The sequence below is a fragment of the Litorivicinus lipolyticus genome (genome assembly GCF_009650135.1).
Lineage (GTDB): Bacteria > Pseudomonadota > Gammaproteobacteria > Pseudomonadales > Litorivicinaceae > Litorivicinus > Litorivicinus lipolyticus.
In genome coordinates, this window is record NZ_CP045871.1 from 880,100 (window position 1) to 899,636 (window position 19,537).

The 19,537-nt window shown below is 59.7% G+C and carries 19 protein-coding genes; 8 read left to right on the forward strand and 11 right to left on the reverse strand.

The annotated features are described in order from the left end of the window. The 6 genes from GH975_RS04505 to GH975_RS04530 are packed head-to-tail and all read right to left on the reverse strand — an operon-like array spanning position 1 to position 5,150. Positions 1 to 426, reverse strand: coding sequence for a GNAT family N-acetyltransferase (locus GH975_RS04505; protein WP_153713380.1), 426 nt, complete (start codon positions 424 to 426; stop codon positions 1 to 3). Further along, positions 413 to 1,429 (reverse strand): cupin domain-containing protein, encoded by a 1,017-nt coding sequence (locus GH975_RS04510; protein ID WP_153713381.1) that lies wholly within the window; start codon positions 1,427 to 1,429, stop codon positions 413 to 415. The genes GH975_RS04505 and GH975_RS04510 overlap by 14 nt, the downstream gene beginning before the upstream one ends. 3 nt (positions 1,430 to 1,432) lie before the next feature. Beyond that, entirely contained in the window at positions 1,433 to 2,800 is a 1,368-nt protein-coding gene (gene purB, locus GH975_RS04515) for an adenylosuccinate lyase (RefSeq protein ID WP_153713382.1), read from the reverse strand. 38 nt (positions 2,801 to 2,838) lie between these two features. Continuing rightward, positions 2,839 to 3,456, reverse strand: a complete 618-nt coding sequence (hflD, locus tag GH975_RS04520) for a high frequency lysogenization protein HflD (protein WP_153713383.1) — start codon at positions 3,454 to 3,456, stop codon at positions 2,839 to 2,841. A gap of 6 nt (positions 3,457 to 3,462) precedes the next feature. Beyond that, on the reverse strand, positions 3,463 to 4,539 hold the full coding sequence (gene mnmA, locus GH975_RS04525) for a tRNA 2-thiouridine(34) synthase MnmA (RefSeq protein WP_170272540.1): 1,077 nt from the start codon (positions 4,537 to 4,539) through the stop codon (positions 3,463 to 3,465). Next, entirely contained in the window at positions 4,536 to 5,150 is a 615-nt protein-coding gene (locus GH975_RS04530) for a pseudouridine synthase (protein ID WP_246164779.1), read from the reverse strand. Before GH975_RS04530 ends, mnmA begins: the two co-directional genes overlap by 4 nt. Positions 5,151 to 5,272: 122 nt before the next feature. Between GH975_RS04530 and icd the strand changes: the two genes are divergently transcribed. The 3 genes from icd to clpA all read left to right on the forward strand — a co-directional run bounded on the left by icd (position 5,273) and on the right by clpA (position 9,369). After that, on the forward strand, positions 5,273 to 6,529 hold the full coding sequence (gene icd, locus GH975_RS04535; protein ID WP_153713385.1) for an NADP-dependent isocitrate dehydrogenase: 1,257 nt from the start codon (positions 5,273 to 5,275) through the stop codon (positions 6,527 to 6,529). Between the two features lie 188 nt (positions 6,530 to 6,717). Continuing rightward, positions 6,718 to 7,059: an ATP-dependent Clp protease adapter ClpS gene (gene clpS / locus GH975_RS04540; RefSeq protein ID WP_153713386.1), complete on the forward strand. Its 342-nt coding sequence runs from the start codon at positions 6,718 to 6,720 to the stop codon at positions 7,057 to 7,059. Positions 7,060 to 7,077: 18 nt separating this feature from the next. Continuing rightward, positions 7,078 to 9,369 carry an ATP-dependent Clp protease ATP-binding subunit ClpA gene (gene clpA, locus GH975_RS04545; RefSeq protein ID WP_153713387.1) on the forward strand — a complete coding sequence of 764 codons (2,292 nt, stop codon included), beginning with the start codon at positions 7,078 to 7,080 and terminating at the stop codon, positions 9,367 to 9,369. 50 nt (positions 9,370 to 9,419) lie between these two features. Here the strand turns inward: clpA and GH975_RS04550 are convergent, their stop codons facing one another. The 5 genes from GH975_RS04550 to trxB form a co-directional block, all read right to left on the reverse strand. Continuing rightward, positions 9,420 to 10,574, reverse strand: a complete 1,155-nt coding sequence (locus GH975_RS04550; RefSeq protein WP_153713388.1) for a DUF3422 family protein — start codon at positions 10,572 to 10,574, stop codon at positions 9,420 to 9,422. A gap of 74 nt (positions 10,575 to 10,648) precedes the next feature. Next, a complete protein-coding gene (infA, locus tag GH975_RS04555) occupies positions 10,649 to 10,867 on the reverse strand; it encodes a translation initiation factor IF-1 (protein ID WP_153713389.1) in 219 nt (72 codons plus the stop codon). A gap of 53 nt (positions 10,868 to 10,920) precedes the next feature. After that, the gene (locus tag GH975_RS04560; protein WP_153713390.1) at positions 10,921 to 11,643 is read right to left on the reverse strand and encodes an arginyltransferase; all 723 of its coding nucleotides are present in this window, start codon (positions 11,641 to 11,643) and stop codon (positions 10,921 to 10,923) included. Between the two features lie 4 nt (positions 11,644 to 11,647). Beyond that, positions 11,648 to 12,349, reverse strand: coding sequence for a leucyl/phenylalanyl-tRNA--protein transferase (aat, locus tag GH975_RS04565; protein ID WP_153713391.1), 702 nt, complete (start codon positions 12,347 to 12,349; stop codon positions 11,648 to 11,650). Between the two features lie 3 nt (positions 12,350 to 12,352). Beyond that, positions 12,353 to 13,300: a thioredoxin-disulfide reductase gene (trxB, locus tag GH975_RS04570; RefSeq protein WP_153713392.1), complete on the reverse strand. Its 948-nt coding sequence runs from the start codon at positions 13,298 to 13,300 to the stop codon at positions 12,353 to 12,355. A 94-nt stretch (positions 13,301 to 13,394) separates the two neighbouring features. Here trxB and GH975_RS12290 point away from each other — a divergent pair, with 94 nt between their 5' ends. From GH975_RS12290 to serS, 5 genes are read left to right on the forward strand one after another with little or no spacing between them, the layout of a single operon-like run. Continuing rightward, positions 13,395 to 15,992 (forward strand): DNA translocase FtsK, encoded by a 2,598-nt coding sequence (locus GH975_RS12290; RefSeq protein WP_322788871.1) that lies wholly within the window; start codon positions 13,395 to 13,397, stop codon positions 15,990 to 15,992. Continuing rightward, the gene (gene lolA, locus GH975_RS04580) at positions 15,989 to 16,600 is read left to right on the forward strand and encodes an outer membrane lipoprotein chaperone LolA (RefSeq protein ID WP_153713393.1); all 612 of its coding nucleotides are present in this window, start codon (positions 15,989 to 15,991) and stop codon (positions 16,598 to 16,600) included. Before GH975_RS12290 ends, lolA begins: the two co-directional genes overlap by 4 nt. Then, on the forward strand, positions 16,600 to 17,886 hold the full coding sequence (locus tag GH975_RS04585; RefSeq protein ID WP_153713394.1) for a replication-associated recombination protein A: 1,287 nt from the start codon (positions 16,600 to 16,602) through the stop codon (positions 17,884 to 17,886). The genes lolA and GH975_RS04585 overlap by 1 nt, the downstream gene beginning before the upstream one ends. Beyond that, a complete protein-coding gene (gene crcB / locus GH975_RS04590) occupies positions 17,883 to 18,236 on the forward strand; it encodes a fluoride efflux transporter CrcB (protein ID WP_153713395.1) in 354 nt (117 codons plus the stop codon). Before GH975_RS04585 ends, crcB begins: the two co-directional genes overlap by 4 nt. 33 nt (positions 18,237 to 18,269) lie before the next feature. Continuing rightward, the gene (serS, locus tag GH975_RS04595) at positions 18,270 to 19,535 is read left to right on the forward strand and encodes a serine--tRNA ligase (protein WP_153713396.1); all 1,266 of its coding nucleotides are present in this window, start codon (positions 18,270 to 18,272) and stop codon (positions 19,533 to 19,535) included. Positions 19,536 to 19,537 lie beyond the last annotated feature (2 nt).

Sequence of the window (19,537 nt, forward strand, 5' to 3'; positions counted from 1 at the left end):
TTAAATGCTGAGTGTCATGCGCCGGTGCGCGATGCCGGCTTCGTCGAATGGCTCGCCGGTGGCGGCGAAACCAAAGCGCGCATAAAACCCCAACGCATGGGTTTGGGCATTCAGAGCCAGTTCACGGTGGCCGGCTTCGAGTGCGCTGGCGACGGCGGCTTTGAGCAGTGCATCGCCCACGCCCCGGCCGCGCCAGGCCTTGATCACGGCCATCCGGCCGATATGCCCGTCCGGCAATAAGCGCGCGGTGCCTATGGCGTTGCCGGTGCGGTCGTGGGCGACAAAGTGGACACAGGCCTGGTCCATGTCATCCCACTCTTCGCTGGGATCGACGTCCTGTTCGACCACGAACACCAATTCACGCACGGCCTGACACGGGCGTTTTAAATCCAGCCATTGGCCACGTGTGATTTCAAATGCTGACAAGCCAACCCTCCTCGGCAAAGGTCTCAATTAGGTCCAAAGCCTCGTCCGATAGGCCCTCCGTTGCAAGCCCGTCGAGTCCATCCAGCGCTTTGAAGTCGTCCGCGGTCAAGCCAATAAAGACTTCGCCTTGGATGACCACTTCGTCGTCGACCCAGGCGGCCCGGATGCCTGGGCCAAATCGCATGCGCGCGCTGACATCGCAGGGGTCGTCCGGCCCACCCAGTTGGGTCGCAGCCATGGCAAAGGCCAAGTCGAGGTCGTGGCCGTCGGCGCCTTGGATCCAGTCCAGCAATTGCTGGCGCACGGCGACGTCGGACAGTTGTGTGCCCGGTGGTTGTGACCGCGCCGGGTCACCCAGCAAGGGCGCCGGTGCCAATTCGGTCAGCCGTTCAATAACATCAAAGGTGCTGGGCATGCGAAACCCGACGCTTAATGTCATGCAGTCATCATCCAAGGCAACGCCTTGATGGCCGCACCCGGGCGGGATGTAAAGCACATCGCCGGGGCTGGCGGTGACTGAGAAATCTGCAACAAAGCCATTCAGCAGTTTCGAGCCGCCGCTGTTGTGTTCGGGTAAGTCGGCGTCGGTGGTGGTGCCAACGTCCCAGCGCCGTTGCCCGGACAGTTGTATCAGCAGCACATCGTACTGGTCGCGATGGGCGCCAACACTAGCGCCTTGAGTGGCGTGGCTGATCATCAGGTCGGCGAAGCGCCAGCGGCCTAAGGCCGGCAGATCCCGCGCCCAGGCATCCAGTTTTGGACAGTGCGTTTCGATGTGCCCGACCAGCAAGGTGTGGCGCCCAGCCGGTGGCGTGGTCGGTTCCAACTCGACGGCAAAGTCATGATCCGGATGAATGAGGCGGGCATTGTGGCTGTCGACGGCCCAGTCCCATAGTGTCGCCGGCGTCGGTGCCAGCGACGCGACATCGGTTGCCGCGGCCAGCCAGACCGGCGCCTTTTGCCAGTAGTTGGCGTAAAAGTCGGCCGGTAAGGTCAGGCTCATGACTTAGACGTCGCGCGCTTGTTCGCTGGCGTTGCCGATATAGCGCGCCGGCGTCAGGTCCATCAGTCGCTGTTTAGCGTCGTTGGGAATGTCCAGCGTGCTGACAAACTCAATCAGCGCCTCTTTGGTGATGCCGGTGCCGCGCGTCAGCGCTTTGAGCTGCTCGTAGGGGTTTTCCAGCCCGTAGCGTCGCATCACGGTTTGAATCGGTTCGGCCAACACTTCCCAGGCGTCATTTAGGTCTTGGGCGACCCGGAGCGGGTTCAATTCCAGCTTGCCCAGGCCTTTTTGCAGGCTGGACCAGCCCAAACTGGTGTGGCCAAAGGCAGTGCCCAGGGTGCGCAGCACGGTCGAGTCGGTCAGGTCACGTTGCCAGCGGCTGACGGGCAACTTCAACGCCAGGTGTTCGAGCAGTGCATTGGCGACGCCCAGGTTGCCTTCGGAGTTTTCGAAGTCGATCGGGTTGACCTTGTGCGGCATGGTCGAGGAGCCGACTTCGCCGGCGATAACGCGCTGTTTAAAGTACCCAAGGCTAATGTAGCCCCACAGGTCACGGTCCAAATCGACCAAAATCGTGTTGAAACGGGTCATCGCTTGGCACAGTTCAGCGGTGCAGTCGTGCGGCTCGATCTGGGTCGTGTAGGGATTGAAGGTCAAGCCCAGGCTTTCGACGAAGTTTTGGCTGAATTCAGGCCAGTTGATGTCCGGATAGGCCGAAATGTGGGCGTTATAGTTGCCGACGGCGCCGTTGATTTTACCCAGGATTTCGACTGATTTTAGCTGTGTCAGTGCGCGTTGCAGGCGGTACACCACGTTGGCAATTTCTTTGCCGATGGTGCTGGGGCTGGCGGTTTGGCCATGGGTGCGCGACAGCATCGGCTGGTCGGCCCATTCGTGGGCCATGGCGCGCAACGTGGCGATCAATGCATCGGCTTGGGGCACTAGTACCGCGTCACGCGCTTGGCTCATCATCAAGCCATAGGACAGGTTGTTGATGTCTTCGCTGGTGCAGGCAAAGTGAATGAACTCAGATGCACTGTGCAGCTCGGCGTGCTCGGCGATTTTTTCTTTTAAAAAATATTCAACGGCTTTGACGTCGTGGTTGGTGGTCGCCTCGATCGCCTTGACGCGCAGTGCATCGGCCTCGCTGAAGTCATCGCACAGGCGGTTTAGAAACTCACGCGCGCCGTCGGACAGGGCCGGAACTTCTTGAATGGCGCCTTGGTTGGCCAGGGCGATTAACCAGCGCGCTTCGACGATCACGCGTGCGCGGATCAGTCCAAATTCAGACAGCATCGGCCGTAAGTCATTGAGTTTGCCGGCGTAACGTCCGTCCGTGGGGCTTAAAGCCGTCAGTGCGCTGAGTTCCATGAAATTCCACCCGTAGAAAAATTGAGCGGTATTGTAACTTATTGGTTGAGTAAATCCTTAGCCGTTTGCGCGTATCGAGCACGCTGAAAGATCAACTGGTAGCGCCGGCCGCCGACCTGGTGCCACAGCAAGCTGCAACGAATGCCCACCAACAACAGCGCGCGTACCTTGTCGGCCGCGCCGTTGGATTGCAGGTGACGGGCGTCGCCGGTGACCTGAATGCGGTAACGAAAGGTCGACAGGGTGTCCTGATAGATTTGCGACAGGTTAGCCAGGATGCTGGGGTTGGCCAGCTCGGAAAAGTGCTGGCGCTGACGGTCGCACTGGGACAGTCGCTCGCCGATGACCTCCATCATGTCGCCGCGTTTGGCCAACTTGCGTTCCAAATGGGTCAAGGCAATCACGTAACGCGTCACCACGGCCGGCTCTTGGCCGCCGGAATCAACCATCTTGATCAGAGTGCGCAGCCCGGTGCGCTGGGCTTGGACGCCGCCCAAAACCGATTCGGTTGAGTCGGGATTGAAGTCAAACAAGGTCGACAATCCGGTTTCCAGCTCGCTGGTGCTGAGCTCGCCGGTGGTGGCCAGGCGATCAACCCAGTAGGCGGCTTGGATGATGCTGGCCAACGCCAGTGTGCGGTTTTCAAATTCTGTCATGGGCTGTTAGTTGAGGTCCCGGGCCCGGCTTTCAATCACGCCACCGCCTAAACAGCGCTCGCCGTCGTACATGACCAGAGACTGCCCCGGTGTGACCGCCCACTCCGGCTGGTGAAAGTCGATCCGCCAGCCGTCGCCAGCGGGTGACACGGTGACCGCATGATCCGGCGAGCGGTAACGCACTTTGGCGGTGCATTGAATCGGCGTACTGGGTGGGTCGCCGATCCAATTCATGTCGCTGACCCATGCGTGGCGTGACATCAGTGCGATGTGCTGGGCGCCTTGAACGGCGATCAGCACGTTGCGCTGCATGTCCTTGTCGGCGACGAACCAGGGCTCGTCGGGGTAGGCCTTCAGCCCGCCGATGCCCAAACCTTGGCGCTGGCCCAAGGTGTAGAAACTGAGACCGTGGTGGCGCCCAATAATGTCGCCCTCCGGGGTTTCGATGTCACCGTCCTGGTTGGACACGTAGCGTTTCAAAAAGTCGCCAAAACGGCGTTCGCCAATAAAGCAGATGCCGGTTGAGTCTTTTTTGCGCGCGGTCACAAACCCTTGCTGTTCGGCGATTTTGCGGACCTCGGGTTTGACCAGTTCACCGACCGGGAATAGGGCGCTGGCGACCTGTTCTCGGGTCAAGGCGTTCAGAAAATAGCTTTGGTCTTTGTTGCTATCCAACCCGCGCAGCAGATGACCCTGGTCGTCGCGGCGCACGTAGTGGCCGGTCGCAATGGCGTCGCCACCAAGCATTCGGGCGTAATCCAAAAAGGCTTTGAATTTGATTTCGCGATTGCACAAAATGTCTGGGTTTGGGGTGCGCCCGGCCTGGTATTCAGCAATAAAGGTCTCGAACACGTTGTCCCAATACTCGGCCGAAAAATTGACACTGTGCAGGGTAATGCCGAGCGAATCGGCGACCGCTTGGGCGTCCGCTAAGTCTTCGATGGCGGTACAGTATTCGGTGCCGTCGTCCTCATCCCAGTTCTTCATGAACAGGCCAATCACGGTGTAGCCCTGTTGCTGTAATAAGTACGCGGCGACGGAGGAATCGACGCCGCCGGACATGCCCACTACCACTGTTTTCATGATCGTCCCCTGCGCGTATCACCGCGCTTTGGCCGCGGGCGAGGCATGCTAGTGGTTTTGCTGGGCGCCGCCAACTGCTGGTAGCTGGCGGGTAATTCAACCGCGCGATGCTCGCCGGGCTGAAGGTCATTCAGCTCAAAGGCCCCGGATTGGATGCGAATCAGGCGCAGCGTGGGGTGGCCCAGGGCCGCGGTCATGCGCCGGATTTGGCGGTTACGGCCCTCGTCAATGCTGACCGCGACCCAGCTGTCCGGGATCGCTTTGCGCACCCGTATCGGCGGCGTTCGTGGCCATACCGGCGGATCGGTCAGGGGGCTGACGGTGACAAACTTGGCCGGGCCATCTTTAAGGTGCAGCGTTTTGTGCCAGAGCGTCAAATCCGGGCTGCCCTCGACCTGGACCCAGTAAGTTTTGAGTGTGCGAAAACGCGGCTCGGTGATGCGCGCTTGCAGCGGTCCCGAGTCCGTCAGCACCAGCAAGCCTTCGCTGTCGCGGTCCAAGCGGCCGGCGGCACGAAAGCCGGGCAAGCTCAAATGATGGGCCAAACCGGGGTGCCCATCGGCATCGGTAAACTGGCTTAAAACCCCATAGGGCTTGTTGAATAGCACCACATTCGCCAAAAGTCTTATCCTGCAATTAGTTCATAAAGAAAGGTGTTTTATATAACTGAATGATATACTCCGGCGCGCGCAATCCACACCCACGGATTTGCATTCACAATAGGGAGAATAGGATGGGATACCAACACATCCAGGTGCCAGCTGGTGACAAGATCACTGTAAACGACGACAACTCTTTGAACGTCCCCAACAACCCGATCATTCCTTTTATTGAAGGTGATGGTATCGGCGTTGACGTAACACCTCCGATGATCAAAGTCATCGACGCAGCCGTGGCAAAAGCTTACGGCAGCGAGAAGAAAATTTCGTGGATGGAAGTCTACTGTGGCGAGAAGGCGGTTAACGTCTACGGCGCGGACCAGTGGCTGCCCGAGGAAACCCTCGAGGCCATCAAAGAATTCAGCGTCAGCATCAAAGGCCCTCTGACCACGCCGGTCGGCGGCGGCATCCGTTCGTTGAACGTGGCCATCCGTCAGCAACTCGACCTGTACAGCTGCGAGCGTCCGGTTCGTTACTTCCAGGGCGTGCCTAGCCCCCTGAAGCAGCCTGAACTGACCGACATGATCATCTTCCGCGAGAACTCGGAAGACATCTACTGCGGCATCGAATGGCAGCCGGGCAGCGAAGGCGCCCAGAAAGTCATCGACTTCTTGCAAGGCGAAATGGGCGTTCAAAAGATCCGTTTCGACAAAGACTGCGGCATCGGCATCAAGCCCGTCTCTAAAGAAGGCACCCAGCGTGTTGTGCGCCGTGCGGTTCAGTACGCCATCGACCACGACAAAGACTCGGTGACCATTGTTCACAAAGGCAACATCATGAAGTTCACCGAAGGTGCCTTCAAAGACTACGCCTACGAGTTGGCACGCGATGAATTCGGCGCTGAGCTGCTCGACGGCGGCCCGTGGATGAGCCTGAAGAACCCCAAGAATGGCAACACCATCGTTATCAAAGACGTGATCGCCGACGCCATGCTCCAGCAGGTCCTGCTGCGTCCGGCCGAATACAGCGTGATCGCGACCTTGAACCTGAACGGTGACTACCTGTCGGACGCCTTGGCAGCCCAGGTCGGCGGCATCGGTATCGCACCGGGCGCTAACATCGGCGACGGTATCAGCGTATTCGAAGCAACCCACGGCACCGCACCTAAGTACGCAGGTCAGGACAAAGTGAACCCCGGTTCACTGATTCTGTCGGCTGAAATGATGCTGCGTCACATGGGCTGGTCGGAAGCGGCGGACCTGGTCATCAAGGGCATGGAAGGCGCGATCGGCGCCAAAACCGTGACCTATGATTTCGAACGTTTGATGGACGGCGCAATCCTGAAATCATCGAGCGAATTCGGTGACGAGATGATCAAGCACATGGGCTAAACGCCACGTGGTTGACGAGAACCCGGCTTCGGCCGGGTTTTTTGTGGGCGCCATTCACACTTTGGTGCAAGTCTTTGCACTTGGAGCCGCCGCTTGCGCCGTCGTGGACTAGGCTCAAATTAGGCGCTTTCAATTGCGCGGCGAACCCCCATAATTTAGAAACGATCACTGACACAACGACTGAAATAATGATTCAAATGTCCGACCAACCCGGGTTTGACGACGAAGGCGGCCTCGCCACTGACACCGCCAAGCCCAAATTGAAGCGACCACCTTTGTACAAGGTGTTGCTGATGAACGATGACTACACCCCGATGGATTTCGTGGTGCACGTACTGGAAGTGTTTTTTGCGATGGGGCCGGAGCAAGCAACACAGGTAATGCTCGCGGTGCACACGAAAGGGATGGGTGTTTGCGGCATCTTCCCCAAAGACATAGCCGAAACCAAAGCGGCACAGGTGGTTCAATACGCCAAGGAGCATCAGCACCCCTTGATGGCCGAAGTGGAACCAACCGAAGACGACGATTGATGCGACCGAGGAAAGACGATGTTAAGTAAAGAACTCGAAGTAACCCTGAACCTGGCCTTTAAAGAGGCGCGCGGCAAGCGGCATGAATTCATGACCGTGGAACATTTGTTGTTGGCGCTGTTGGACAACCAGGCGGCGATCGACGTGCTCAATGCGTGTGGCGGTGACATCGAGGCGCTGCGTAAAGAGCTGCAAGATTTCGTCGATGCGACCACTCCTTTAATTCCCGCATCGGAGCGTGACCGCGAGACCCAGCCGACCTTGGGCTTTCAGCGCGTATTACAGCGCGCCGTGTTCCACGTCCAGAGTTCGGGTAAAAGCGAAGTCACCGGTGCCAATGTGTTGGTCGCGATCTTTAGCGAGCAAGAATCGCAGGCCGTTTTCTTCCTTAAACAGCAGCAAATACAGCGTATTGACGTGGTCAATTTCATCAGCCATGGCATTTCCAAGTTGCCGGACGCGGAACGCGACTTACCGCCTCCGCAAGGTGGCGAATTTGGCGCCAGTGACGAAGAGTCCGAATCCAAGGCTGACAAAGGGCCGCTGGAAAGCTACGCCACCAATTTGAACATCGAGGTGCGCGAGGGCCGCATTGACCCGCTGATCGGGCGCGATCAGGAAGTCCAGCGCGTGATCCAAACCCTGTCACGCCGGCGCAAAAATAACCCGCTGTTAGTCGGTGAAGCCGGTGTCGGTAAAACCGCCATCGCCGAGGGCCTGGCTTATTTGATCGACCGCGGTGAAGTCCCGGAAATCATGACCGACGCGGTGGTTTACTCGCTCGACTTGGGCGCATTGTTGGCCGGCACCAAATACCGCGGCGACTTCGAGAAACGCCTCAAGGCGTTGTTGAACGAGTTGAAGAAGCAACCGCACGCCATTTTGTTCATCGACGAAATCCACACCATTATTGGTGCCGGTGCGGCGTCCGGTGGCGTCATGGATGCGTCGAACTTGCTGAAACCGCTGCTGTCGAGCGGCCAGATCCGCTGTGTCGGTTCGACCACCTTCCAGGAATACCGCGGCATTTTTGAAAAGGACCGGGCCTTGGCCCGTCGTTTCCAGAAAGTTGATGTCATGGAGCCCTCGGTCGCCGACACGGTCAAGATCTTGGAGGGGCTGCGCAGCCGCTTTGAAGAGCACCACGACGTCAAGTATTCGAAAAAGGCCTTGGCGGCGGCGGCCGAATTGGCAGACCGCTATATTAATGACCGTCAATTGCCGGACAAGGCGATTGATGTCATTGACGAAGCGGGCGCCATGCAACGCATGCAGCCGGCCAGCAAGCGCAAAAAGCTGCTCAACCAAAGCGACATCGAAAACGTAGTCGCCAAGATCGCGCGTATTCCGGCTAAGTCGGTTAGCCGCAACGACACCGAAGTGCTGAAAAACCTGGAACGCGACTTGAAGATGACAGTGTTCGGCCAAGACGCGGCGATCACCCAGTTGTCCAGCGCGATCAAGTTGGCGCGTGCCGGCTTGCGTCAGGAAGGCAAGCCGATTGGTAGCTTCTTGTTCGCCGGTCCGACCGGTGTCGGTAAGACCGAAGTGACTAAGCAACTGGCGCGCCAAATGGGCGTCGAATTGGTCCGCTTTGACATGTCCGAATACATGGAACGCCACACCGTCAGCCGCCTGATCGGTGCGCCTCCGGGGTATGTCGGCTATGACCAGGGCGGTTTGCTGACCGAAGCGGTGACCAAGAACCCACACTGCGTGCTGTTGTTAGACGAGATCGAAAAAGCCCACCCAGAAGTCTTTAACTTGCTGTTGCAGGTGATGGATCACGGCACCTTAACGGACAACAACGGCCGCAAAGCCGATTTCCGTCAGGTTATCTTGGTCATGACCTCCAACGCCGGAGCACATGAAACGGCGCGCCGCTCGATTGGCTTTAGCGAACAAGACCATTCAACCGACGGCATGGAAGCGCTGACGCGGATGTTTACACCTGAATTCCGTAACCGTTTGGATGCGATTATTCAGTTCCGTCCGCTGTCCAGCGAGATCATTGTTGGCGTGGTCGACAAGTTCATTGCCGAACTGCAGGGCCAGCTGGACGAGCGCAGCGTGCACTTGGAATTGGACGACGAGGCCAAGCTCTGGTTCGGTGAGCATGGCTACGAGCCGTCCATGGGCGCGCGTCCCATGGCGCGTCTGATCCAAGACAAGCTGAAACGGCCGATGGCGGAGGAGTTGCTGTTCGGTAAACTGGTCAAGGGCGGCACCATCGAAGTGACCGCAGTCGACGGCGAGTTGGTGATCAAGTACATCAGCAGCGCCGAGTTGGCAGAAGCGGCCAACTCGTAGGCGGTGGAGCGACAACGCCAGGCTGGACGCGGTTACGCGTCCGGCCTTTTTTATGCGTCCAGTTTGCGCTTAATGCGCTGCAGGGTCAGCCAGACCGCGCCAATCACCAACGGCACCAGTGCGGTCTTGACCAGTCCGGCGTTGGCCTTGTCGACCCAGGGCGCAATCGCGGCACTGAGTAAGCCCAGTGCGTAGTAGCTGATCGCCACCGTCGACAAGCCTTCGACCGTGCTTTGCAGGCGGATTTGACGCTGGGCCGTTTGTTTTAACGACGACAGCAGGGCGCTGTTTTGAGTTTCCAAATTCAACTGTAAGCGGGTGCGGACCAAATTGGCCCGGCGGCTGATGCTTTGGGCCAGCTCTTGGTGGCGACGCATCACGGTTTCGGAGGTGGCAATGGCCGGGGTCATACGCCTGCGCAGAAATTCAGTCACGCTCGGAAGTTCACCCAGGCGCTGGTCGTCCAGGTCCAGTAAGCGCTGGAATACCAGGTCGTGATACGCCCGGCAGGCACTGACGCGCCAGTTCAATGACTGCCACAGGGCATCTAATTCGTGTTCGTTGCGCTCCAGTAGCGCCAATTCAGTCGGGTCGCTGTCGCCGCGCTCAGCTTTGGCTATTGCCTGCAAAGCCGGGTGTGCGGCGCGCACCTTGTCCATCTGAATCAGGCTTAAGACACGGTAGGTTTCCACCTCCATCAGCATTTGCATGGCGCGACCGCGGCTGTCCGGGGTTTGTGGCTGGGTAAAGGCGTAGCGCCATTGGCACAGCCCCTGTGGGTCGATGGCAAAGTCGGTGGCGACCTGCAGTGTGCCGCCTAATAGGCTCGACGAGCTGGCGCCATGGGCTGCCAGCGCCGCAGCATCGGTGGCGACAAAGTGGGTCAGCACCAAAATGTCCATCGGCGCGGCGGCCAACCAGTCCGGTGCCAGCTCGGTGCCGCCTGGGGCGCGCCAGCTGATGGCCAGAAACTCGGTGTGCTGCTCGACCCGCAGGTCCAGTTGTCCGGACTGCAGCGTCCAGGCGCCGGCAGTGGGCTTTGGCGGCAGGGGAGGAATGTTGAGCTGTAGCCAGGCCCACACCGCGGCCAATTGGTCGGGGCTGGTCTGGACGCACATCAATAGAATCGGCCAGTCGGCGTCAAACCGAGGGAAGGGCCGGGCGTGCAGTTCGGCGTGCGCGAGTTGTCGTAGTTGATCGGTCATATGATCATAGGCTACTGTTTTCCCGCCAATAAAAAAACCGCCAGTCAAGGCGGTTTTTCATAGCGTACGGCGGTTTAGCGTGCGCGGTAGGTGATGCGGCCTTTGGACAGGTCGTAAGGCGTGACTTCGACCTTGACGCGGTCGCCAGTCAAAATACGGATGTAGTGTTTGCGCATCTTGCCGCTGATATGTGCGGTAACGGTGTGGCCATTATCGAGCTCGACACGAAACATCGTGTTCGGGAGCGTGTCGATGATGGTGCCATCCATTTCAATGCTGTCTTCTTTAGCCATTTAATCCACCGGGTTTGTTGGTGCGCGGATTATCCACAGGCAGGGCACCTTGTTCAACTCTGACGCTCAAATCGGGCCCATTGTCGGCCAATTAACATCTCCAGCGGGGCATAATCGGTCTTGTAGTTCATTTTTGCGCAGTCTCGAATCCAATACCCGAGGTACAGGTAGTCCATGCCACGCGCTTGGGCGGCTTGAATTTGGCGCAAAATCGCCATCTGGCCAAGCGACAAATGGTCAAGTTGTGGTTCGAAAAAGGTATAGACGGCGCTGAGGCCATGATCGGGTAATACGTCGACCACGCTGACGGCGATTAATTTGCCCTGGCCATCGCGGTAACAGGCGAAGCGCGTGTTAGGCCCCTCGATCATCAAAAAGGTTCGGAATTGCTCTGCGCTGGGCGGGTACATGTCGCCTTCACGGTGACGCGCATTGATGTAGTGGCTGTACAGCACATAGATCTCGTCGTCGATGTACGGCAGCTTCCACTCGCAGGTGACGTCAGCGGTGCGTTTTAGGGTGCGCTTAAAGCGCCGTGACCAGCGGAATGTGTTAACCGGAATGCGCACACTGATGCAGGCCTGGCAGCCGTCGCACTGGGGCCGATAAAAATACCGGCCACTGCGTCGAAATCCGATCAGAGTCAGCTGCTGGTAGTCGTCCTGCTCGATCTTGATGTCAGGATCGGCGAACAGTGTGGTCGCCTCTTGGCCGTCCAGGTAGCTGCATTCATGTGGCGCGGTGGCGAAAAAGCGCACGTCGTTGAGCGAGCTCATGCCATCACCATTGGATCGCCGGGCGCGCCGGCCAGCTTGGGGGTGGTGATGACAGTTTGGCCTGGGGGCCGGTGTGTTGGGTCAAGGCGCGCAAGAAATCGACGCGCGGCATGGGCTGGGCGCCCAGGGACTGCAGGTGGTCGGTTTCGACCTGGCAATCGATCCACTCAAACCCCCACCGGCCCAGCTGAGTGGCCAGGGTGACAAAAGCGGTTTTGCTAGCGTCCGAGACCTTTGTGAACATGGATTCTCCAAAAAAACAGCGCCCCATACAGATACCGTAGAGGCCGCCGACGAGTTCATTGCCCTGCCAAGCTTCAACACTGCGCGCCCAACCGGCCAAGTGCAATGCCCTAAAGGCGTCGGCCATGTCGTTCGTGATCCAGGTTTCGTCGCGTTGGGCACAGTGCTGCAAAACGCGATCAAAGGCTTGGTTAAAGGTCACCTCAAAGGTGCCTCGTTTTAAGGTCTTGGCCAGGCTGCGGCTGATTTTGACGTCACCTGGTCGCAGCACGAACCGGGGGTTGGGCGACCACCATAAAATCGGTTGGTCGTCGCTGTACCACGGGAAAATGCCGCCCTGGTAGGCGTCCAGCAGCCGCTGTGGCGCCAGATCCGCGCCCGCCGCCAACAACCCGTCCGGATCATCCAGCGCGGTGTTGGGATCCGGAAACCAGCGTTCGCCCGCGTCCAACCAGGGCAGCAAGGCCTAGTGGCCTTCGTCTAAGAACTTTTCCGCATCCAGCGCCGCCATGCAGCCGAAGCCGGCGCTGGTGATCGCTTGGCGGTAGATGTGATCGGCCACATCGCCGGCGGCAAATACGCCGGGCACGCTGGTTTGGGTGGCCCCGCCATGTTGGCCGGAGTTGGTTACCAGGTAGCCGTCGCGCATGTCCAGCTGGCCGTCGAAAATGGCCGTGTTGGGTTGGTGTCCAATGGCGATAAAGACCCCGTGGACGTCGATGCTGCGTTGGCTGCCGTCTTTCATGCTGCTTAAATTAAGTCCCGTGACGCCCATGGCGTCGCCGGTGACTTCGGCCAGCTCGTGATCCCAGATGATCTCGACCTTGCCTTCGGCTTGGCGCTGAAACAGTCGGTCCTGAAGAATTTTTTCGCTGCGCAATTTATCACGGCGGTGAACCAAGGTGACTTTGGACGCTAGGTTCGACAGGTACAGGGCCTCCTCGACCGCGGTGTTGCCGCCGCCGATGACTGCGACCGGTTTGTCGCGGTAAAAGAACCCGTCACAGGTGGCACAGGCGCTGACGCCGCGGCCCATAAAGTCTTGTTCGGAAGGCAGGCCCAAATATTTGGCGCTGGCGCCGGTGCAAATGATCAGCGCGTCACAGGTGTAAGTATCGCCGTCACCCTGGAGGGTGAACGGACGCTTTGACAGGTCGGTCGCGCCGATGTGGTCGTTAATGACTTGAGTGTCAAAACGTTCCGCATGCGCCTGCATGCGGACCATCAATTCCGGGCCCTGGACACCCTGTGCATCGCCGGGCCAGTTGTCGACATCGGTGGTGGTGGTTAACTGGCCGCCGACTTCAACGCCGGTGATAACGACGGGTTTGAGGTTGGCGCGCGCGGCGTAGACAGCGGCGGTCCAGCCAGCGGGTCCGCTGCCCAGAATGATCAGAGGGTGGTGTTGAGCCATGCAAAGTTCCTAGTGGGGTCGAGCCCGCGGTTTTGATATGATTGTGGATTGAATTATGCGGTCGCGATCCGCAAGTTAAAAGGATTCTGTACCCTTGTCATCCCAACCGACTTCTTCTCGTTCTCCGTTTCGCCGCCTGGGCCGTGACCTGTGGCTGGTCGTGGGCGTCGCTATGGCGGTCTGGTTGACGCTGGCACTGGCCACGTATGACCTCAACGATCCCGGGCGTTTCTACACCGGTTCAAATCAACCTGCGGCGAATGCCATGGGTGAGCTGGGCGCGTTGATTTCGGAACTGGCGCTGACGGCCTTTGGCTATTTGGCGTTTTTGCTGCCGCTGTTATTGACCTGGCACTGTGTCAGCGTGCTACGTGATCGTCGACTGATTGACCTCGCCGCGTTTGGCGGCTGGCTGAAATTACTCGGTTGGGCGCTGATCATGATGGGCGCCGGCGGGCTGTGTTCGTTGGCCTGGCTACCCGAGAGCGGCAGCCTGCCACCCGAAGTGACCGCCGGTGGCGCACTGGGGCGGGCGATTGCGATCGCCTGCGTCGGCCCAATGGGCTTTGCCGGTGGCGCCGTGGTGTTGGTCGCAATGACGGCGCTGGGTCTGACTTTGGCGTTGGCCGTGCGCTGGGTTCAGGTGTTCGAGATCATCGGCGCCGGGATCGAGCGGGCAGCGCGTAATCTGGCCGGCCGAGGCGGCGAAAAACCGCAGCACAACCTGGCCTTGAACCGTCATTGGTTGGCGCGTTTGAGTAATCCCTTAGGCGGGCTGTGGTCGCGTTTCGCCAGTCGAACCCAGCGCGCCAAACGCAAAGAGACGACCCGCGGTCAAGCGATTGAACGGGTCCAGCAAAGCGATTTTGATCGACTTGATGATCACGAGATCACGGCCTTTGATGACGCACCCGAGCCATTGCCGCCCGAACTGGATGTGCCGTGGCAGGACGACCCGATCCCGGATTTTGACGTCGGCGAGGTGCTGCCATCGGTGAACTTTGATGCGGTGCCCGAGCCCGAGCCCGAACCGCGTGCACCGGCCCCAGTCATGACTGAACGCGTTGAACCGGTGATCGATGAGCCGGCGCCGATGCGCAAAGTCACCGCCTTCGACAAGGCTGACTTGGGCGTCAACACCGCGGCGCCGGATATTCGTTTGGACGCCGACGACAAGGCCGTCAACTATAAGATGCCGGGGCTGGAGCACCTGATCCGCCGCGATGATGATGATCGCGGCTTCAGTGCCGATGAGCTACAGACCATGGGCGACCTGCTGGAACAGCGCTTGGCTGAGTTCGGGGTCAAGGCCACGGTGACGGAGGTTCATCCGGGCCCTGTGGTGACGCGGTTTGAAATTCAGCCCGCGCCGGGCGTCAAAGCCAGCCGGATATCGAACTTGGCGAGTGACTTGGCGCGCTCGTTGGCGGTCGCAGCGGTCCGTGTGGTCGAGGTTATCCCCGGCAAATCCGTGGTCGGCGTTGAAATTCCCAACAGCCACAGGCGCATTATTCGTCTGCGCGAGGTGGTCGCCTCGGACGCCTTTACCCTGGCCGACAGCCCGATGACGATGGCCCTGGGCCACGACATTTCCGGCGAAGCGGTGGTCGCCAACCTGGCTAAGATGCCGCACCTGTTGGTTGCCGGCACCACCGGCTCGGGCAAGTCAGTCGGCGTTAACACCATGCTGGTGTCGATGCTATACAAGGCCGGTCCCGACGAAATCCGGATGATCCTGGTGGATCCGAAAATGTTGGAGCTTTCGGTGTACGAGGGCATCCCGCACCTGTTGGCGCCGGTCGTCACGGACATGAAAGAGGCGGCCAACGCGCTGCGCTGGTGTGTCGGCGAGATGGAGCGTCGTTACAAACTGATGGCCGCGGCCGGGGTGCGTAACCTGGCGGGATTCAATAAGAAAGTCACCGATGCGCGCGCCGCCGGCACGCCGATGCTGGACCCACTGTGGACCCCGGACAACGCCGGCGTCGGCCAGCCGACCGCACCGGAATTGGAAACCTTGCCCTACATTGTGGTGGTCATCGACGAGTTCGCCGACATGATGATGATCGTCGGCAAAAAGGTTGAACAGCTGATCGCTCGTATCGCTCAAAAAGCGCGTGCCGCCGGCATCAACATGATCCTGGCGACTCAGCGCCCGTCGGTCGACGTGATTACCGGTCTGATCAAGGCCAACGTGCCGACCCGTATGTCGTTCCAGGTGTCCTCGAAAATTGATTCGCGCACGGTCTTGGACCAGGGCGGCGCGGAACAATTGCTGGGCCATGGCGACATGTTGTTCTTGCCGCCGGGGACTTCGTTGCCGGTGCGTGTGCACGGTTGCTTGGTCGAGGACGACGAAGTGCACCGGGTTGTCGAGTATTGGAAAACACAGGGCGCACCGGATTTGATTCCGGATATTTTGACCACCTACGAAGAGGGCGAGGGTGGCGCGTCCAGCGGCGGCGACGGTGACGGCAATGCCGAGGAATCGGACCCGCTGTATGACCAGGCCGTCGAATTCGTACTCGATTCGCGCCGGGCGTCGATTTCCGCGGTCCAGCGCAAGCTCAAAATTGGCTACAACCGCAGCGCCCGCATTATCGAAGCGATGGAATTGGCCGGGCTCGTGACCTCGATGGGCAGCAACGGCCAGCGCGAAGTGATTGCACCCAAACCGAGGCGGCACGAATGACGCGCGCACTGTGGCTGGTGTGTTGGCTGTGGGCCGGGCCGGCATGGGCGGATGCGGCGGTAGCGTTGGACCAGCGCCTGGGCGCGATTACCACATTAAGCGCCAGTTTCACCCAGCTGGCGCGTGATGCAGGGGGCCGTCAGATCCAGTCAGTGCCCGGGTCGATGGCGCTGAAGCGGCCGAACTTGTTGGCGTGGCAAACACAGGATCCGATCCCGCAACGGATCGTCAGCGACGGCCAGTCGCTGTGGATTTATGATGTCGACCTGGAACAGGTCACCCGCGAGCCGGCCTCAAGCCTATTGAACACGCCGGCGGGCTTGCTGTTGAATCTGGACTCAAGCGCGCTCAGCGAGCGCTTTGAGGTCAGCCAAAGCCAGGTGCGCGAAGGGATTGACAGCTTTACGCTGATTCCGCTGGACGAACAGATCTACCAGATGATCGTGATCGAGTTCGCCGGCGCGCTGCCGGTGTTACTCGGGGTGCTGGATTCGACCGGTCAGCAAACCCGCATTACCTTGCGCGAGGTCCAGCTCAACCGCGACATAGATGATGCGCGCTTTGAATTCACGCCGTCAGCGGATGTGGACCTGATCGATGCGCGCTGATGACTGACCTGTTTGGTGCGCCCGACCCGGTTGGCCAGCCATTGGCGGCGGCGCTGCGCCCACAGTCGCTTGACCAGGTCGTCGGGCAGCATCATCTATTGGGCCCGACTGGGCCGTTAACCCAGCTGTTGGCCAAGGGGCACTTGCCGTCGTTAATCCTATGGGGCCCGCCGGGTGTCGGCAAAACCACGCTGGCGCGTTTATTGTGCGACCAAGTCGACGCGCAAATGTTGACCCTGTCGGCGGTCACCAGCGGCGTTAAAGACATTCGCGCGGTGGTCGAGCAGGCCAAGCAAGGCCAGGCCATGGGTCGGCGGACGGTGCTGTTTGTCGACGAGGTCCACCGCTTCAATAAATCCCAGCAGGACGCGTTTTTGCCCTGGGTTGAGGAGGGCGTGCTGACCTTGATTGGTGCGACCACCGAAAACCCGGCCTTTGAATTGAACGCGGCGCTGCTGTCGCGGGCTCGGGTCATGCCCCTGAAGTCACTGGTCGCGGCGGAATTGAACACCTTGCTGGATCGGGCGCTGGCAACCCAAGACGTGCGCATTGACGACGCGGCGCGTGGCGCATTGATCGCGGTGGCCGACGGTGATGCGCGGCGTTGCCTCGGTTTGGCAGAATCGGCGATGGATTTGGCCGTCGAGGGTGGCATTGATTTGGCGACCTTGGAGCCGCTGCTGTCAGGCAGTGTGCGCCGCTTTGATAAGGGCGGGGACGTTTTTTATGACCAGGTCAGTGCGCTGCATAAATCTATCCGTGGCTCCAGCCCGGACGGCGCGGTGTATTGGTTGGCGCGCTTAATCGATGCCGGTTGCGACCCGCTGTACCTCGCTCGGCGGTTTGTGCGCATGGCCAGTGAAGACATCGGCAATGCCGAACCTCGGGCGTTACAGATTGCCATGGATGCCTATCAGGCGACCGAGCGGTTGGGGTTGCCGGAGTGCGACATGGCGTTGGCCCAAGCGGCGATATTTTTGGCCAGCGTGCCCAAATCCAACGCCGTGTACGTCGCCTATAACGCCGCCAAGGCGCGTGTCGAGGCGGGCGGCAGCGACGAGGTTCCGAATCACCTGCGCAACGCCCCGACCAAGCTTGCCCGCGACATGGGCCACGGCGCCGAATACCGTTATGCGCATGACGAACCGGACGGCTATGCCGCCGGCGTCAATTACTTGCCCGATGGCGTCCAGGACCGGTTTTACCAGCCGGTCCCGCGCGGTTTGGAAATCAAAATTGGCGAGCGCCTGGCGCGCTTGCAAGCACGGGATAAACAGCAGCCATGATGTGGATTAGTGTCGCCCTCGGCGGCGCCCTTGGCGCGGTCATGCGCTACGGCTTGGCCCAGGCCATTCGCGGTCCGCTGGCGACCTTGTCGGCGAATGTGATCGGTTGTTTCGCGATGGGCGTGCTGTACGTGTGGCTGGCCCAGCGTGGTGACGTATCGGACGCCACCCGGGCATTTTTAATGACCGGGCTACTGGGTGCGCTGACGACTTACTCGACCTTTAGCCTGGAGACCCTGCAAATGTGGCAATCCGACCGGATTGGCGCGGCAATGGGGTACGCCGGTGGCACGCTCTTGCTATCATTGGCGGCGTGCGCGGCGGGTGCTTGGCTGGCGCGCTCGATTTAACCGATCAAACTTACCTCAACCGAAGGATTCTCCATGCTTGACCCCAAACGTTTGCGTTCCGAACTGGACACCATTGCTGCGCGCCTTGCGATTAAAGGCTATACGCTGGACGTGGCGCGTTTCCAGTCAATGGATGCGGAGCGTAAAACGCTGCAGGCGGACATGGAGTCGTTGCAGAACGAGCGCAAGTCAGGCTCCAAGGCAATCGGTGCGCTGATGAAAAGTGGCCAGACCGATGAGGCCAACGCCCAAAAAACGCGTATGAGCGAGGTCGGCGAAGCGCTCGACAGCGCCAAAGCCCGCTTTGACGAACTGGCCGAGCAGCTGTCTCAGTGGATGCTGGAAATGCCCAATATCCCCGACGCCTCGGTGCCGGCGGGTAAGGACGAGAGCGATAACGTCCAATTGCGTGTGGTCGGCGAGCGCCCGCAGATGGACTTTGAACCGAAAGACCACGTCGAGCTGGGCGAGGCCTTTGGCGGCTTGGACTTTGACCGCGCAGCGGCGGTGTCCGGCTCGCGCTTTGCCATCCTGAGTGGCCAGGTGGCGCGGCTACACCGTGCCCTGGCACAGTTCATGATCGATACCCACACTCAAGAGCACGGCTACACCGAGGCCTACGTCCCGTACCTGGTCCAGGCTCACGCCCTGCAAGGCACCGGCCAGTTGCCGAAGTTTGAAGAAGACCTGTTTAAAGCTGGCGACAACCATTACCTGATCCCGACCGCCGAGGTGCCGCTGACGAACTTGGTGCGTGACAGCATTGTCGACGAACTGCCCCAGCAGTGGGTCGCGCACACCCCCAGTTTTCGCTCCGAAGCTGGCAGTTACGGGCGCGACACACGCGGGATGTTCCGCCAGCACCAGTTCGACAAGGTTGAGTTGGTGTGGATGACACGCCCCGAGCAAAGCTGGGATGCGTTGGAGTCATTGGTCGGCCACGCCGAAGCCATCCTTAGCAAGCTTGGATTGCACTTTCGCGTGGTTAACCTGTGTGGCGGCGACCTGGGTTTTGGCGCCGCGAAAACCTACGACATCGAGGTTTGGTTGCCGGGTCAGCAGCAATTCCGCGAAATTAGCTCGTGCTCCAATACGCTGGACTTCCAAGCCCGACGTATGCAGGCCCGAACCCGCAATGCCGCCGGTCAAACCGAGTACCTGCATACCTTGAATGGCTCGGGCTTGGCGGTCGGGCGATGCCTGATCGCGGTCATGGAAAACTACCAGCAAGCCGACGGACGGGTTGCAGTGCCGCAGGTTCTGCAGCCCTACATGGGCGGGTTGACTCACATTGGCTAACG